General features: G+C 52.7%; 13 protein-coding genes. 1 reads left to right on the top strand and 12 read right to left on the bottom strand.

The genetic code is table 11. From position 1 onward, the window contains the following. Window positions 1–220: 220 nt before the first annotated feature. The 12 genes from ACK8P7_RS01130 to ACK8P7_RS01075 all read right to left on the bottom strand — a co-directional run bounded on the left by ACK8P7_RS01130 (window position 221) and on the right by ACK8P7_RS01075 (window position 14,292). A complete protein-coding gene (locus ACK8P7_RS01130; RefSeq protein WP_410042380.1) occupies window positions 221–1,369 on the bottom strand; it encodes a glycerate kinase in 1,149 nt (382 codons plus the stop codon). Window position 1,370: 1 nt separating this feature from the next. Further along, window positions 1,371–1,844, bottom strand: a complete 474-nt coding sequence (locus tag ACK8P7_RS01125) for a PPC domain-containing DNA-binding protein (protein ID WP_410042379.1) — start codon at window positions 1,842–1,844, stop codon at window positions 1,371–1,373. Window positions 1,845–1,861: 17 nt separating this feature from the next. Continuing rightward, window positions 1,862–3,412: a PrpR N-terminal domain-containing protein gene (locus tag ACK8P7_RS01120; protein ID WP_410042378.1), complete on the bottom strand. Its 1,551-nt coding sequence runs from the start codon at window positions 3,410–3,412 to the stop codon at window positions 1,862–1,864. A gap of 237 nt (window positions 3,413–3,649) precedes the next feature. Then, window positions 3,650–4,504: an aldo/keto reductase gene (locus ACK8P7_RS01115; protein ID WP_410042377.1), complete on the bottom strand. Its 855-nt coding sequence runs from the start codon at window positions 4,502–4,504 to the stop codon at window positions 3,650–3,652. Next, entirely contained in the window at window positions 4,504–5,403 is a 900-nt protein-coding gene (locus tag ACK8P7_RS01110; RefSeq protein ID WP_410042376.1) for a dihydrodipicolinate synthase family protein, read from the bottom strand. Before ACK8P7_RS01110 ends, ACK8P7_RS01115 begins: the two co-directional genes overlap by 1 nt. A 217-nt stretch (window positions 5,404–5,620) precedes the next feature. Next, the gene (gene garR / locus ACK8P7_RS01105) at window positions 5,621–6,508 is read right to left on the bottom strand and encodes a 2-hydroxy-3-oxopropionate reductase (RefSeq protein ID WP_410042375.1); all 888 of its coding nucleotides are present in this window, start codon (window positions 6,506–6,508) and stop codon (window positions 5,621–5,623) included. A 283-nt stretch (window positions 6,509–6,791) separates the two neighbouring features. Next, window positions 6,792–8,141 carry an enolase C-terminal domain-like protein gene (locus ACK8P7_RS01100; protein ID WP_410042374.1) on the bottom strand — a complete coding sequence of 450 codons (1,350 nt, stop codon included), beginning with the start codon at window positions 8,139–8,141 and terminating at the stop codon, window positions 6,792–6,794. 122 nt (window positions 8,142–8,263) lie between these two features. Next, complete coding sequence (locus tag ACK8P7_RS01095; protein WP_410042373.1) at window positions 8,264–9,130, bottom strand: hypothetical protein; 867 nt, start codon at window positions 9,128–9,130, stop codon at window positions 8,264–8,266. Window positions 9,131–9,358: 228 nt separating this feature from the next. Next, window positions 9,359–10,405 carry a tripartite tricarboxylate transporter substrate binding protein gene (locus ACK8P7_RS01090; protein ID WP_410042372.1) on the bottom strand — a complete coding sequence of 349 codons (1,047 nt, stop codon included), beginning with the start codon at window positions 10,403–10,405 and terminating at the stop codon, window positions 9,359–9,361. Window positions 10,406–10,494: 89 nt separating this feature from the next. Beyond that, on the bottom strand, window positions 10,495–11,997 hold the full coding sequence (locus tag ACK8P7_RS01085) for a tripartite tricarboxylate transporter permease (protein WP_410042371.1): 1,503 nt from the start codon (window positions 11,995–11,997) through the stop codon (window positions 10,495–10,497). Window positions 11,998–12,013: 16 nt separating this feature from the next. Beyond that, on the bottom strand, window positions 12,014–12,508 hold the full coding sequence (locus ACK8P7_RS01080; RefSeq protein ID WP_410042370.1) for a tripartite tricarboxylate transporter TctB family protein: 495 nt from the start codon (window positions 12,506–12,508) through the stop codon (window positions 12,014–12,016). Window positions 12,509–12,960: 452 nt separating this feature from the next. Continuing rightward, window positions 12,961–14,292 (bottom strand): enolase C-terminal domain-like protein, encoded by a 1,332-nt coding sequence (locus tag ACK8P7_RS01075; RefSeq protein WP_410042369.1) that lies wholly within the window; start codon window positions 14,290–14,292, stop codon window positions 12,961–12,963. Window positions 14,293–14,581: 289 nt separating this feature from the next. Here ACK8P7_RS01075 and ACK8P7_RS01070 point away from each other — a divergent pair, with 289 nt between their 5' ends. After that, a complete protein-coding gene (locus ACK8P7_RS01070; RefSeq protein ID WP_410042368.1) occupies window positions 14,582–15,511 on the top strand; it encodes a LysR family transcriptional regulator in 930 nt (309 codons plus the stop codon). Window positions 15,512–15,513: the final 2 nt, after the last annotated feature.

The raw sequence follows: 15,513 nt of genomic DNA, 5'->3' as shown, positions 1-15,513 counted from the left end.
GGATTTCACGAATGTCATGCGTTAAATACATAACTTATCTGACAAGAAAAGAACGTTAAATTTCTGACTTCCGCGTTAATTTTATAACCTGTGCCCGAATCGAATTTCAGCGCAGATCGTCATGCAAAAACGATCTGCGCTGATGTAAAAATAGATTTCACTCGTCCGAATAAACACTCTATTTCGTCTTTTGGACTATGAATTTATGTTCATTGTTTGTTTATTCGTGCTTGTTCATCTGCATGCCGGTCTGGAGGAAGCGGAACATGCGGATCGCGCCCTTATAGTAGAGCTCGCTCGCGTTGTCCAGGGCCTCCTTCAGTGGCATCGGGCCGTCGACGGTCGTCATGATCGAGCTGATCCCATGGGCATAGATTTTCTCATAGTCCGGGCCGAGTCCGCCGCAGAGTGCCGCTACCGGTACCTGGTGCTTCGCACTGCGGTCACCGACACCCTGCATCACCTTGCCGAAGCAGGACTGCCAGTCGGTTCGGCCCTCACCGGTCACGACGAGGTCAACACCCTCGAGGCGTGCATCGAAGTCGATGAGATCAAGCACGGTCTCGATGCCGGACTTCATCTCTGCGTGCAGGAACACCTTCAGTGCGGCACCGAGTCCACCGGCCGCACCACTGCCCTGGATCTCATCCGGGTTGATACCGAATTCACGGATGATGACATCACGGTAGTTCTGCATACCCTTTTCGAGACGATCGAGGATTTCCGGTGTGCCGCCCTTCTGCTTTCCGAAGGTATAGGTCGCGCCATTCGGACCGCAGAGTGGATTCGTCACATCACACATGACGGTGAAGTGCGCCTTCTGTACCGCCGGATCGAGGCCGCTCATATCGATGTGCGCCACCTTCTCGAGGTTCTCGCCACGGCCTTCCAGTACATTTCCCTCCTGATCGAGGAAACGAATGCCGAGGGCGGATGCAAACCCCATGCCGCCATCATTGGTCGCCGATCCTCCGATCGCGATCGCGATCTCCGTGTAGCCGGCATCCAGCGCCGCCTTCAGCAGCTCACCGGTGCCATAGGTGGTGGTGTTCAGCGGATTCCGCTTCTCTTCCGGCACCATTGGAAGTCCGGATGCCGCCGCCATCTCGAGGATGGCCTCCGTGTCCGACAGACGGCCATAGAAGCCCTGCTCCATCTCCATCAGCGGGCCATGTACCGGCACCGTGATGATCTCGCCACTTCTCGCCTTCACCACGGCATCAGTGGTACCCTCACCGCCGTCTGCGACCGGCACACCACTCGTCTCACAGCTTCCGAAAACCTCCTCGGCTGCCTTCGTGAGGAGCTCGATGGTCTGGTCGCTCGTGAGGGTTCCTTTAAAGGAATCCGAAGCAAAAAGAAATTTCATGTTATACCTCCTGCTGCCCTTCGGCAGTCATTATATGATCATTTTTACTGCTGAAATCAAAAAGATTCAGTCCGGTCCCCGTGATTTCGTCCTTCTTCCGGCCGACCTGCCCGTCGATGACCGTGAGGAAGATCTCCGCCGTTCCACCGATGCGCACGGACTTCAGATGTCCGCCGAAGGCATGTCCATCCACATCCGCAACCGTGATATGCACATGGAGATACGGCTTTCCATCCATCTCCGTGACGCTGCCGATGATGGACGTGATTTCGAGCGGCTGATCCAGCACGGTCTCCGTGAATTTCTGCGCCTCCACATCGTAGAGCCCCATCACGAGATGATCGGCCGCGCCGAGTCCGCTGATGGACGCGAGATGTACATTTTCCTTTTCACAAAGTGCTGTAATCTCCGTCATGACCTCTTCATCACGATCCACACGTAACACGATCTGATTTCCGAATTTTCTGTAATCCATGCCAACCTCCTAAGAATTTAAATGATCTGATACTGTCGGAGCTTTCGCCACAGGGTCGTCTTACTGATACCGAGCTTCGCAGCGGCTTTCTCCCGGCTGCCCATGCATTCAGAGAGCACCCGGACGATGCGCTCCCGCTCCATCGCCTGTACGGATGTGACCGTCGCATGGCGTGCACGATCTGCTTCCGCATCAGAGCACGCTGCATCGCTTTCTGCCCTTCCCCCGACCGGCTTTCGGTCCGCTCCATCTCCATCGGCCAATGCTTCTGCCCCGTAGATCGTCGCGTACAGCTTCGTGATGTCGTCCGGGCGGATACTTCGATGATCCGCCGTGATGACGAGACGCTCGAGGAAGCTCTCCAGCTGGATACGTCCGCCATTCCATGGAAGCGCCGCGATCGTTTTCATCGCGTCCTTCGTCAGTACATGGTAGCGCCCATACTGCTCCGCAAGCCGCCGCATATAGAGATCCGCGAGAAACGGAATCTCTTCCGGCGTTTCCATAAGCATCGGAATGCGAATCGCAAACGCGATCAGACGCTCATAGAGCTCCGGCAGCAGATACGGTCGAAGGTCCGTCTTCTTCGTCACGACGATGACGTTCCGGAACATCAGGATCTCCAACAGCTTCTTCTGCGAACGCAGATCCAGATGCTCGATAAAGTTGATCTGAAGGGTGCCCTTCGCGGCATCGTTCATCTTTCCGAGACGCCCGAACAGCGCCTCATAGGCAGACTCTCCAGCGATGCAGTCGTACTCCACGAGCTTCTCCTGCGAATGCTTCGACTTGTTGTGTATGGCATTGGCAAAGGCACGGTAGAGACGCCCCACCGGCTCGATCAGAAGCTTCGGACAGTCTGTCGCGGCCAGCTGCTCCGCCAGCGTCACCGCCGCCTGCATACGCGCACTGCTGTATGGGAAATTCACGAAGGACGAAGCCTTTCCGCCCATTTCCGGCTTCCGGTATTTCGCCTCCGGAAGCCCGCCATTTCCATCGAAGGTTGCTGCCAGCTGAAAGGCCTCCCGGATCGCTGCCTCGACGGCATCCTCCGTATTCGTGATAAAAATCGATGGAATCCCCGCATCATCCGCGACGGTCAGCACCGTCTGTCCCCCGATGATGAGGTCCACCTTATCCTCGATCGCCTGCATGGCCGCCGGTCGCAGCAGCTCCGGGTTCTGCACGAAGTACTCATGGAGATGTACCCCGCACTGCTCATCGAGCCCAGACATGTCGCAGGCCATGTTCTTGAAGGTCACGATCGCGATATGCGGATGGGACTTATGCACGACCCGCTTCGCACGCTCGAGCATGTCGATCACACCCTGCCTGGTCAGCACGATCTCCACCACCGGAATGTCCGTGTACTGCTTGATGATCGTCGCCTGCAGACCACGCGCGATGATGATATCGGCCCCCTGGTTAATGGCCTGCCGCGCCTCCATCACAGCCCGCTCCGACTCGATGACCTTCATCAGAAACAGACGCTTCTGCTGCTCCTGCAGCACATCATGCGTCAGACGGAACAGCTCATCATTCGGAACCAGCAGTGCAATGTTGGCCATGGTACACCTCGTTTTATTTCAATACATTTCAACTTATTCCATCATACCATAGTCGTGGCCATAATGTAAGAAAACGGAGCAGGGCACTCCGCTAAATTGCGAATTCAAAGAACAGGTTCCAGTGGAGTGTCCGCGTCCGATATGCAGAACGCGTTCTGTCAGATCGGACACGGACACTCCGCTGTGGTTCTGTACTTTGAACTGAGTGAGTGCGGAGTGCCCTGTCCGTTTTCGTATTTACTGCATGTCTAAATACTCTTTGTGCGTCGGCTTCGGATATACGCGGTCGATGGCCTGCAGTTCTTCTACGCTCAGTGTAATCTGATCGGCGCCTGCATTGGCCAGCGTATGCTCCGCACGGGAGCTGCGTGGAATCGCAATGGTGTGTCCGTCACGGATGTTCCAGGCGAGCAGAATCTGCGGCACCGTCGCATGATGCGCCTCGGCGATGCTCTGCAGGGTCTTGTTTGAGAAGAGGCCACTCCGGAGTGAGCCGGCCTGTGCGAGCGGACAGTACGCCATGAGCGCTACCTGATTTTTCCGCATCCACGGAAGGAGGGAATACTCGATGCCACGGGAGCCGGTATGGTAGAGCACCTGGTTCACCTGGCAGTTCCGGCCCTCCGGGATCGCCCAGAGCTCCTCCATATCATCGATGTCGAAGTTGGAGACGCCCCAGGCCCGGATCAGGCCCTCGGCGCGCAGCTCCTCGAGGCAGCTCACCGTCTCCTCCAGAGAGTAGTTGCCTCTCCAGTGGTAGAGATAGAGGTCGAGGTACTGCTGCCCCATGCGCTCGAGGCTGCCCATCAGAGCGCGGCGCATACGCTTGCCGCCGGCATTGCCAGGAAGCACCTTCGACACGAGGTAAAGCTTCGAACGATCCTCCGTGCTGAGCGCCTCTCCGAGCATATCCTCTGCAGCACCACTGCCGTACATCTCCGCGGTATCGATGAGGGTCATGCCGGCCGCGATGCCCTGGCGGATGCCCTCGATTTCCTGCTGACGCTGCGCCCGGTTCTCGCCGAGGTACCAGGTCCCCTGGCCGAGTGCCGGAACGACGGCACCGTTTGCGAGTGTGACTGTGTGCTTCATCAGATCAGACCTGCCTCCTTCATCACCTTCTTAAAGTGTTCAAGGGTAGCTTCGTTTGTGGTCGGAAGGGATGGAAGGTACGGATCACCGACCTCGAGGCCGCGGATCGCTGCCATATCCTTCGCAGCTACCGGGAAGGATGCCTTATCCATCGCAAGGCGTACCGGATTCAGCTTGAACTGTGCCTCACGGGAACCCTCGAAATCGCCCTCGGTGTACTTCTTATAGACATCACCGATCAGCTCCGGCATGAAGTTACCAGCGGTGCATACGCCGCCGACCGCGCCGACGCAGAGCGATGCGAAGAGAAGGGTGTCCTTGCCACCGAAGACCTTGAAGTCGACGTCACGGTTTCTGCGTACGCACTCCTCGGTGAGGGTGATGTCGCCGGAGGTATCCTTCATGCCGACGATGTTTGCGACGTCATGTGCAAGCTCAGTCACGATATCTGCACTGAGGCCATAACCTACACGGCCAGGGTTGTTGTAGAGAAGCACCGGCGTCTCCGGAATCGCATCCGCGATGGCTTTGAAATGACGATAGAGCTCGTCATGGGTCGGCTTCAGGAACATCGGCTGAAGGATGGAAACGCAGGATGCGCCGTTTGCGACGGCCATCTTGGCGAGGCGGATGCACTTCTTCGTATTGATGGCACCGATGCCGAAGTAAACCGGCACACGACCAGCGGCCTGATCCACCATGATCTTGAGACCGCGCTCCATCTCGTCCTCCTCGAGCTGATAGAACTCGCCGTTGGAACCGAACGCCAGGATGCCCTGAAGGCCTCCATCGATGACATAATCCACCTGCTTCCGCATGCCGGCCTCATCGATCTTCTCATCCTGATCGATGACGGTAATAATCGGAACAACTACACCCTTGATAAACTCTGTATTCATGAAAATCCTCTTTCTGATTCTATAATCATAATATTGATTGACTGCTTTTCATTCTGGACGAATGATTTCTTATCCTATGGTAAAGCTTCAGTCCAGACCCTATCCGGCTGGATATTTCCGAATACAAAAAGCCCGGCAACCGGCGTTAAAATGGAAGGGAAAAGCGCTCGGTGCCGGGCTTCAGATCAGTATGAAGCTATAACACTATTTTGTAAGATTACTTTGCGATGGAAACACCGGTCATTCTCTCATAGTAGCGAACGATGTCGTCGTGATCGCAGGCACCCTCGTCGTGGTTCTTCAGCTCCTGCATAACCTCCATCATGTGTGCGGTCATCGGAACCGGCATATTGATGGCATGGGAAGCGTTGAGGGCGTTGTTCAGATCCTTGATATGAAGGTCGATTCTGAAGCCTGGGTTGTAGTTACCGGAAAGCATCATCGGAGCCTTGGCATCGAGAACAGTGGAACCAGCGAGACCGCCACGGATTGCCTGGTATACGAGCTCAGGATCAGTTCCAGCCTTCTTAGCGAAGGTCAGTGCCTCTGCAACGATGCCAATGTTGGCAGCTACGATCATCTGGTTTGCAAGCTTTGCAACGTTACCGGAGCCCAGAGGTCCAACATATACGACAGAACCAGCCATCACCATGAGCATGTCATAGTACTTGTCGAAGGTCTCCTTCTTACCACCGACCATAACGGAAAGGGTTCCATCGATGGCCTTTGGCTCTCCACCGGATACAGGTGCATCGAGCATATCTACGCCGAGCTTCTCGAGGTCAGCACCGATCTTCTTGGACTCAACCGGGTCGATGGAAGACATATCGATGAGTACGGACTCACCCTTGCGGAAGCCCTCTGCGAGGCCCTTCTCGTTAAATACAGCGGCACGTACGTGTGGGGAGTTCGGAACCATGGTGATGACAACATCTGCGAACTCAGCAAGATCCTTACCGCAGGTACCAGCCTTTGCGCCAGCAGCTACCAGCTCATCAACTGCAGCCTGGTTGAAATCAAATACCATCAGCTCGTGACCAGCCTTGAGCAGGTTCTTCGCCATCGGTCTACCCATGATACCAAGTCCTAAAAATCCAATCTTCATGTTTATTCCTCACTTTCTTAATGAAAAAAAATGTTTATGCACTTATGTAGTGGAGTGCTTTCGCATCTCACGCTGTTATCTTACTGAATCCATACGTTTTAAACTAGAATGAAACTGGCCAAAGATTTTTCATTTTCTGCTCGATTCGTCAAATCTCTGTTATTTATTTCATATCATTTCATTTTAATCCGTATTTATTCATTTGCTGCAACGTTTCGTTTCATCTGATTCAGATATGTTTCAAAATGCTTCTATGAGCTTCGACTATCTATAGAAGCCGCACTTATCTTACCAGTGCCGGTTTCTTGTGATCATACTTCCAGCCCGGAATCAGATACTGCATCGCCTTCGCATCATCACGATCATGGGATGGCAGGCTGTTGTAAAGCTTATTTGCCTTCATGACCTTCTCCATGTTGAGATGTACGCCGAGTCCCGGTGCATCCGGAACCTGCAGCTTGCCGCCGATGATCTGTGGCGTATCATCGAGGAGATTCTGACCGTCCTGCCAGATCCAGTGGGTATCGAGCGGTGCCGGATCGCCGACCGCAGCGGCACCCACCTGTGCAAAGGCTGCCAGTGTGATGTCGAAGTGGTTGTTCGAGTGTACGCCCCAGGTAAGACCCCAGGAGTTGAGAAGCTGTGACATACGGATCGCACCATCGAAGCCCCAGAAGTGCGGATCTGCGAGGATGATATCGCAGGCATTGAGGCTTACGGTGTGATAGAACTGACGCCAGTCGGTTGCGATCATGTTCGTCGCCACCTGGAACTGTGTCGCATTCTTAAACTCGCGCATGATCTCACGGCTGGAATAACCGGCCTCTGGTCCGCATGGATCCTCCATGTAGGTGATGATCCCATGCATATCCTTGCAGAGCTCGATGGCCTCCTTCAGGCTCCATGCGCCGTTCGGGTCAATGTTGATACGTGCATCCGGGAACCGCTTCTTCAGTGCACGCATCGCATCCATCTCCTCGGAGCCCTTCAGTACACCGCCCTTCAGCTTGAAGTTGCGGAAACCGTACTTTTCGGTCAGCGCCTCCGCCTCTTCGACCACTCTCTCCGGTGTCAGAATCTCCTCACGGCGCAGACGGAACCATGGATCCGAGCTGTCGCTTTCATCGAGATACTGCATCTCGCCTGCCGGTACTTTCTTCTTATCGGATACATAGAAGAGATAGCCGAGCATCTCGACTTCCTTTCGCTGCTGTCCCTCACCGAGAAGATCACACATCGGTACGCCCAGGAACTGACCCATCAGATCGAGCATCGCACACTCCAGTGCCCACTCACTCTTTACGACGAACTTCAGCTTCGAGATATCCAGTGTCTGGATACCCTCGCCATCGTCCTCTGCGGCCGGGTTCGCCAGCTTATGGATCTTCTGGAGGATCTGACGATACTTCGCGATCGGCTGTCCTTCCACAAGCGGCTTCACCGCATTGAGACAATCGCAGGTGTAATCTCCTCCGTGAATCTCACCGATGCCCTGATGTCCCGCACTATCCTCGAGAATCACCAGATTTCTTGTAAATGCCGGTGCATGACAGCCCGACAGAGTCATCAGCATACTGTCATAGCCAGCCACCGGGATGACCTGCATCTTCTTAATAATAGGTGTATCTGCCATTTTCATACCTCTTTTCTTCTATGGTGCATAAGCGCCGGAAAAATGAATCTTCCAACATGAATCGTATGCTCACCTTTTCTGCAGTAAAGGTGCTTATAAAAGCAGCAGCGAAGCTACTGAAATTATCGAATTAAAAATGAGACGAGCTCGAGAACGTGATGGAGCTCCGGATATGGATCTCTCGTGAGTTCCTGCTTCGTAACCGCTTCGCGAACAGAAAAACCGGCGCTTAAAAAGCGATTTCGGATATAGACGTCGAGAACATCGTCCTCGATGCTTACGGAGATTTTTCCAGGTGTATATTCTGAAAAGGCGCGAAGCTTCTGTAGGAAGGCACTGCTTGGAAGCTTCGCGTCCTGATCAGCGGTATAGAGATGCATCGACGAAGGGACGCCCTCCGGACGTGCTGCTTCGTCAAGCTGCTGTTTTTTATAGAAGTCTGTCTGAAATTCTACCGGGAACACGCCATCCTCAAGGATGCGTACATTCAGTCCGGTGGATTTCGGGAGTCGAATACGGATCCAGTTGCCGGTATTGATGTCAGCGGCAACGCCCTTTTCATGCTGGTGCTGTGCGACGGAGCAGTCCGTCGAGCGGATCTCGAGCTTTCCCTTCGTGCCATGAATGGATTTGAAAAAGCTCGCGGTCTTCGGCACAAACGGCAGAAGTCCGGCGGCTTCCAGATCCTGCTCGGAAAGCTGCGTTCCCTTTTCTTCGATTTCGGTATCACTGAAATCCTTCAGTGTGCTCAGCTCGAGATTCGTGTTTTCACACTTTTTAAGATAGGCGCGCTGCTGCTTTCGTACGACGAAAATCTGATACAGGATGGCGACCACCAGAAGGATGGAGGTGAGCATAAACTGCTTTAAGACGGAAACCACGATGACCGCGATGAGTAGAACGATCAGCGCATACGCCATGTAATGAATGCGCTTGTTCTCCTGCACCAGCTCCTGTACGTACTGATCCTGCGTTTTTCTGACTGCCATAAGAACCTCTTTCCTGTGATGAGCACGTAGGGAGTGCCGGCTGAAAACGCGGGGTTCCCCCGTGATGCTCTGATGACGAATGTATATAGACATAATCTGTGAAGCTTATAAAAGGGTCATAGATCACCATATGATTCCTCATCTGATGATCTCTGATTCTTTTAAATTCCGGTTCCGGCAGACTGCCGGAACCGAGCTAAAGGAAGTTATATGGAGAAGATTACGTTTTTACTTTTCAACAGAATCAGCAACCTCCTTGAAGATTGCAAGGTAGTTCTTATCGTTCTCTACAGAATCTGCAGCAGAGAGATAGTACGGATTGATCTCCATGTTCTTGAGGTCCTCCTGGCACTTCTCGTTCTCTGTGACGGTCTTTGTGGTGTTCTCAAACCATGCGATCACAGAAGCATCTGTTCCTGCCGGGAAGTAAAAGGAGTAGTCACAGTCCGGAAATACGAGATCGATGCCCTGCTCCTTCAGTGTCGGAACATCCGGCATCAGTGCGGATCTCTCTTCTGTGGGGATACCTACACATACAAACTGACCTGCATCAAGATAATCCTTTGTGTTTACGAATGCACCCGGCATCATATCTACCTGACCGGAAAGCATCGCCGTTACCTTGTCGGAGTTGGATCCTACGTCTACGAGGTCGAGATCGATACCAGCTAACTGTTCAAACTTGAGGAGCTCGTAGTAAGTATATGCACCCACCTCGGTACAAGCCTTCAGCTGACCAGGGTTTGCCTTGGCAGCCTCCAGGAACTCATTGAGGTCCTTATACTTATCCGGATTTACATAGAGACCCGTTGCATCATTCTTTGCGAATGTTGGTCCGAGTGTAAATGCGGTGTAGTCATAATCGGTGATGCCGGCAACATTGGCCACATTTACGAGGTTGTGACCGTACAGAACGGTCTGGCCATCGTTGGCTGCGGACAGAACCTGATTTGCAGCAACGGATCCGGATGCACCACTTGCATTTACAACGACGAAGTCAACGCCGGTTGCTTCCTTTGCATACTGTGCGAAGATACGAGCGGAAAGATCGGTGTCTCCACCTGCACCTGCCGGAAGAACCAGAGAAATCGGGCCGGATGGCTGCCAGTCACCTGCGGTGGTGCTTGCAGCTGCATCTCCGGATGCAGCGCTCTCTGCAGCCTTCGTCTCTGCCGGTGCAGCAGCGGTGGTGCTACCGGTTGAGGAAGAGCCACATGCAGCGAGGCCGAGTGCCATGCTACCTGCAAGAAGTGCGGATAAGATTCTTTTTTTCATAGTTTTCTCCTTTTTCGGGGCGCCCCCCGGCGCCCATGATTTATTACTTCTTCCGTCTCGCGGAAGTTTAGTACAGTTTTTGTTTTCACTTAGTCATCGACTTTCTTGCCACCGTGCTTGAGCTCCTTAAACATAGACCAGAGGAGAACGCCGCAGGCGATGAAGAAGAATACATCGAAGATCGGATGTGTGAAGAATGCGCCGAAGCTCTTGTAGCTCATGATGCCTCGACGGAGGTAGGTCTCCGTCATCGAGCCGACCAGGAAGCAAAGGACGAACGGTGTCGTCGGAAGACTCAGCTTGTGATAGATGTAGCCGACCACACCGAAGACGATGATGGACTGCACATCGAAGACACGGTTGTTGGTTGCATATGCACCGACTGCGCAGAGTACGAGGATCAATGGCATCAGAATGTGCTTCGGAACCTTCAGAATCTGTACGAAGCCCTTGATACATGTCCACTCAACGATCAGCATGATAAGGTCACATACCATACATGCAGCGAAGATGCCGTATACGACGTCGGCATTCTTTACGAAGAGGAGCGGACCGGCGGACAGGCCGTGAATCAAGAAGCCGCCAAGCATCATCGCGGTAACACCGTCGCCCGGGATACCGAGAACGAGAAGCGGAATCATCGCACCACCGATCGTTGCATTGTTCGCACACTCGGTTGCAACGATACCTTCCGGATCACCTGTACCGAAGGTTTCCGGATGCTTGCTCATGTTCTTTGCGGTTACGTAAGACAGCATACCGGAGGTGGAACCGCCGATACCCGGAAGGATACCGATACCAGTTCCGATGAGTGCTGCTCTCAGTGCACCCGGAAGCCAGGAAACGAACTCCTTCATGGAGAAGCCGAAGCCCTTCACCTTTGAGGTCGGGATGGTCTGTACACCCTTCGCATTCATCTCCTCTGCGGACTTCAGAATATCTGCGACAGCAAAGATACCGATGAGAGTGGTCAGCTGGTTGAAGCCGGCAAGAAGATTCGCATTGCCGAAGGTAAAACGTGCCGTACCGTCGATTGGTGCCATACCGATGAAGCAGAACACCAGTCCGAAGAGGCCTGCGAGGAGACCCTTGATCATATTTCCTGAGGAGAGGATCGCCACCATCGTAAGAGCGAAAAAGCAGATACCGAAGTTCTCAACCGGAGTGAACTTCAGCGCAACATCTGCAAGCATCGGTGCGAAGAAGGACAGGATAAAGAACGAAAACAGTGATCCGAGGAAGGAGAAGACGATGCCGACACCAAGTGCCTTCATCGCTTCACCCTTCTGCGCCATCGGGTAGCCATCAAAGGTGGTCGCGATGGAAGAAGCGGTACCCGGCATGTTGAGGAGGATCGCGGAGATCAGTCCGCCGGAGATACCTCCGATGTAAACAGCAACCAGGGTGTTCATACCGAGGGAGGCTTCCATGCTGAAGGTCAGCGGGAGCATCAGGGCGACGGCCATGGATGCGGAAAGACCAGGAATCGATCCGAAGATGATGCCGATTGCCACACCGGCGATCATAAAAAGTAAGGAAACCGGCTGGCAAACTGAAACGATGCCGGCACCTAACTGTGCTAATGCGTTCATTCTGTTTCCTCCTTTATTACAGTGCGAAGATTCCTGCCGGAAGGACGATCTTGAATCCGTAGCGGAACAGGAAGTAGACGATAAATGTAAATACAACATCGATGACCAGATACTGGATCAGATCCTTTTTCGTACGATGTGCATCCGGCGCGAGGATCGTGATCTGAATGAACAGATAGAGCAGCGTACTGATGATGAAGCCGATCGGCTCGAGGATGTTCACATACACGATAGCGGATACGAGGCTTCCGAGTACTCTCTTATAATCGGATGTATCCTTATAATCAGATGCTTCCACCTCCGTGACATGCTTCTTCAGTCCCTTGACAGTCCAGAACAGAAGCAGAAGTGCCAGTACCAGGATGATGATGCCTACCAGACGTGGCATAAAATCCGGACCGATTTCCATTACCTTCGACTTCGGCAGCTTTCCGGCACCGATGATCAGTGCGATGCCTAATGCCGCGTAGAAGATGCCGACGATCATGTCGCCATATTTCTTTAAGAACATTGAAGTTCCCCCTTTCCTGTCCGTTCCCCGGACACTCCTCTGTGCAACACAGAAGTATATCTTCCATAGGCCCCCGCCAATGAAATTCAAGCTTCACAAGTCAGCACATGCTGTCTTTATATGCTTAGTATAATTTTCACAATATCGTTCGTAAAGCAGATAAGTCTAATGTCAGCTTTAGTAAAACTTATAAAATCCATGTACTTCCATAAGTTTTGCTTTTAGCCTCGCTTATGTAAGCATTAGAAAAACTTACGTTAAATTATTGACGTGCATTTTCATTAATCGTTGTGCGTTTCAGTTTGGCGGACACTCCGCTGCTGCATCCACTTTCAGGTAGAAAAAAGCTCCCTCTAAAGTGGGCAGGAACCATAGATTCCTGTTCGCCTTAAAAAGAGCCCATTTTCAAAACGTGGACGCCTCCGGTACGGATGCCGGAAGTGCGCACTACATCAGCGAACCATGCAAGGACGCTTGTTATCAAACTTCCAATTCGGTACCAGGAACTGCATGCCGATGGCATCATCACGTGCACCGAGGCAGTTATCCATATAGAGCTTGTTTGCCTTCATGATCTGCTCACGATCGACCTCGACACCGAGGCCCACCATCTTATCGATGTTGTGGATGCATCCACCCTCGATCTGCATCGGGTTCTTCGTCAGACGGTTTCTGCCCTCCTGCCAGATCCAGTGCGTATCGATACCGTTCATACGGCCAGGGATGGCAGCGGCACACTGTGCAACCATCGCGAGGGAAATATCGAAGTGGTTGTTGGAGTGGCAGCCCCACATCAGACCGAAGTCGTTGCACAGCTGACCGACACGTACCGAACCTTCCATGGTCCAGAAGTGCGGATCTGCCAGCGGGATGTCGACTGCCTTCAGCTCGATGCAGTGACGCATCTGACGCCAGTCGGTATCGATCATGTTGGTGGCGGTAAACATGCCGGACTCCTGACGGAACTCCGCCATCACCTCACGGCCGGAGAAACCATTTTCTGCGCCGCATGGATCCTCGATGTATGCCAGGATCTCCTTAAACTTCGGTGCCATCTCGAGCGACTTCTCGAGCGACCAGCAGCCGTTCGGATCGAGATCGACACGTGCATTCGGGAATGCCTTCTTGATGGCAGCGACTGCCTTATACTCCTCTTCCGGCTCGAACACACCGCCCTTCAGCTTGAAATCCTCGAAGCCGTACTTCTCCGCCGTTGCCTTCGCAAGTGCGACGATGTGCTCCGGGTCCATCGCTTCTTCGTTACGAAGTCTGTACCACTCACAGTCTGAGTCGGACTCATCCATGTATGGAAGCGTGGTCTTCTTACGATCACCGACATAGAAAAGGTAAGAAAGGAAACGTACGGACGTTCTCTGAAGGCCATCACCCATGAGAGAAGCCGCCGGAACCTCGAGGAACTTACCCATAAGGTCGAGAAGAGGAGCTTCGATCGCCGTTACAACATGTACACCGGTACGAAGGTCGAAGGTCTGAAGTCCTCTGACATCATCCTTGATGTTTGCATCGAGCCATGCACGTACACGATTTAAGGTATTCTTATAATCTGAAATCTTCGTGCCGATGACGAGATCCTTTACCGCCTCCAGTGCGTTTGTGATCTTCTGACCGCCCGGAACCTCGCCGATACCCTCTACACCGTTTGAATCGGTCAGGATGACGATGTTTCTGGTGAAGTATGGTGCATGCGCACCGGAAAGGTTCAGCTCCATGGAATCGAAGCCGGCAACTGGAAATACTTCCATCTTTTCTACTACTGGAATCATGTTCTATCCTCCTTACATGAATCATGCACACACGCTTGTGTACATCGTTTCTGCAGTTCAGAAGCTGTCCACACACCACAGTGCTCTGCAGAAATACTCGATTGCTTATATAGAAATTATAGATTTTTCAGCTTTTTTAGTAAAGCGCGTAACTCTTATGGTATACTAAGCACAACTTATGGTTCTTTGCATTTTCAATAAGTTTTGCTTTTAGCTTTACTTATGGAAGCATTAGGAAAACTTACGTTGAATCATCGATATGTAACGATCTTTTTATAAGGAGGAACACATGGATTTCCGGGAATGTGAGTATATGGTTGAAATTGCGAAGGAAAACAATATAACGAAGGCTGCGAGAAATCTCTTCATCTCCCAGTCTGCCCTGAATCAACAGCTTCTCAAGCTGGAAAAGGAGTTAGGTACGCAGCTCTTCGTGCGTTCCCGTACCGACTGGCATCCGACCGAAGCCGGGGAAGCCTATCTGCAGGGCGCGCGCAAAGCCCTCCTGATCAAGCAGGATACCTATAAGAAAATCTACAATATCACACACTCCGGAAAATCCGAGCTGAGGATCGGTCTTACAACCAATCGTGGTATCCGCATGTTCACAGAAATATATCCTGCGCTCCACCAGAAGTACGACGAGCTGCGCATCAGTCCGCAGGAAATGAGCGTGTCGAATCTTCAGAAGGAACTGAATGCCGGAAACATCGATCTCGGCTTCGTCACACTGCGGAAGGATCAGCGGACCAGCGACGATTATCTGACCGTCGGTTCCGAAGAGATGTGCGTGCTGGTGCCGAAAACGCATCCTCTCTGCGATCGCTACTCCTTCAGCGGCCCGGAGCTTCCGGTCATCGATCTCCGAGACCTGCAGTACGAGCCATTCGTCGTGCTCTCCCATGCATCGACGAATCGCCAGATCACCGATGATATCTTTCGGAATGCCGGCTTCGAGCCGATGATCCTCATGGAAACAAACTCGACCGCCAGTCTTCCGACCCTGGTGGAAGCCAGTCTCTGCTGTGCGATCGTGCCGCGCTACTACGCAGACGAAAAAAATCCCAAGATCGGATGCTTCGTATTACCGAATCACCCGACCTGGGATCTCTGTATCACATATCGAAAAGGGGCATACCTCACCGACGCCGCGAAGGATTTCATCGCCATGGTACGCGCGTACTGGACTGAGCACCTGACACCGGTGCAGAATAACTAAAC

Source organism: Oribacterium sp. P9, from assembly GCF_046365365.1.
GTDB lineage: Bacteria > Bacillota > Clostridia > Lachnospirales > Lachnospiraceae > Oribacterium.
The sequence above is the reverse complement of the archived record's forward strand: the minus strand, read 5'-3'. Positions and strand labels throughout refer to the sequence as shown.

Bases quoted from the DNA above. Each gene is read 5' to 3' on its own strand.
- ACK8P7_RS01115 (WP_410042377.1), bottom strand. From the start codon at position 4,504: ATGAAGCACACAGTCACACTCGCAAACGGTGCCGTCGTTCCGGCACTC.
- ACK8P7_RS01070 (WP_410042368.1), top strand. From the start codon at position 14,582: ATGGATTTCCGGGAATGTGAGTATATGGTTGAAATTGCGAAGGAAAAC.
- ACK8P7_RS01080 (WP_410042370.1), bottom strand. From the start codon at position 12,508: ATGTTCTTAAAGAAATATGGCGACATGATCGTCGGCATCTTCTACGCG.
- ACK8P7_RS01130 (WP_410042380.1), bottom strand. From the start codon at position 1,369: ATGAAATTTCTTTTTGCTTCGGATTCCTTTAAAGGAACCCTCACGAGC.
- ACK8P7_RS01075 (WP_410042369.1), bottom strand. From the start codon at position 14,292: ATGATTCCAGTAGTAGAAAAGATGGAAGTATTTCCAGTTGCCGGCTTC.
- garR (WP_410042375.1), bottom strand. From the start codon at position 6,508: ATGAAGATTGGATTTTTAGGACTTGGTATCATGGGTAGACCGATGGCG.
- ACK8P7_RS01085 (WP_410042371.1), bottom strand. From the start codon at position 11,997: ATGAACGCATTAGCACAGTTAGGTGCCGGCATCGTTTCAGTTTGCCAG.
- ACK8P7_RS01090 (WP_410042372.1), bottom strand. From the start codon at position 10,405: ATGAAAAAAAGAATCTTATCCGCACTTCTTGCAGGTAGCATGGCACTC.
- ACK8P7_RS01125 (WP_410042379.1), bottom strand. From the start codon at position 1,844: ATGGATTACAGAAAATTCGGAAATCAGATCGTGTTACGTGTGGATCGT.
- ACK8P7_RS01120 (WP_410042378.1), bottom strand. From the start codon at position 3,412: ATGGCCAACATTGCACTGCTGGTTCCGAATGATGAGCTGTTCCGTCTG.
- ACK8P7_RS01100 (WP_410042374.1), bottom strand. From the start codon at position 8,141: ATGGCAGATACACCTATTATTAAGAAGATGCAGGTCATCCCGGTGGCT.
- ACK8P7_RS01095 (WP_410042373.1), bottom strand. From the start codon at position 9,130: ATGGCAGTCAGAAAAACGCAGGATCAGTACGTACAGGAGCTGGTGCAG.
- ACK8P7_RS01110 (WP_410042376.1), bottom strand. From the start codon at position 5,403: ATGAATACAGAGTTTATCAAGGGTGTAGTTGTTCCGATTATTACCGTC.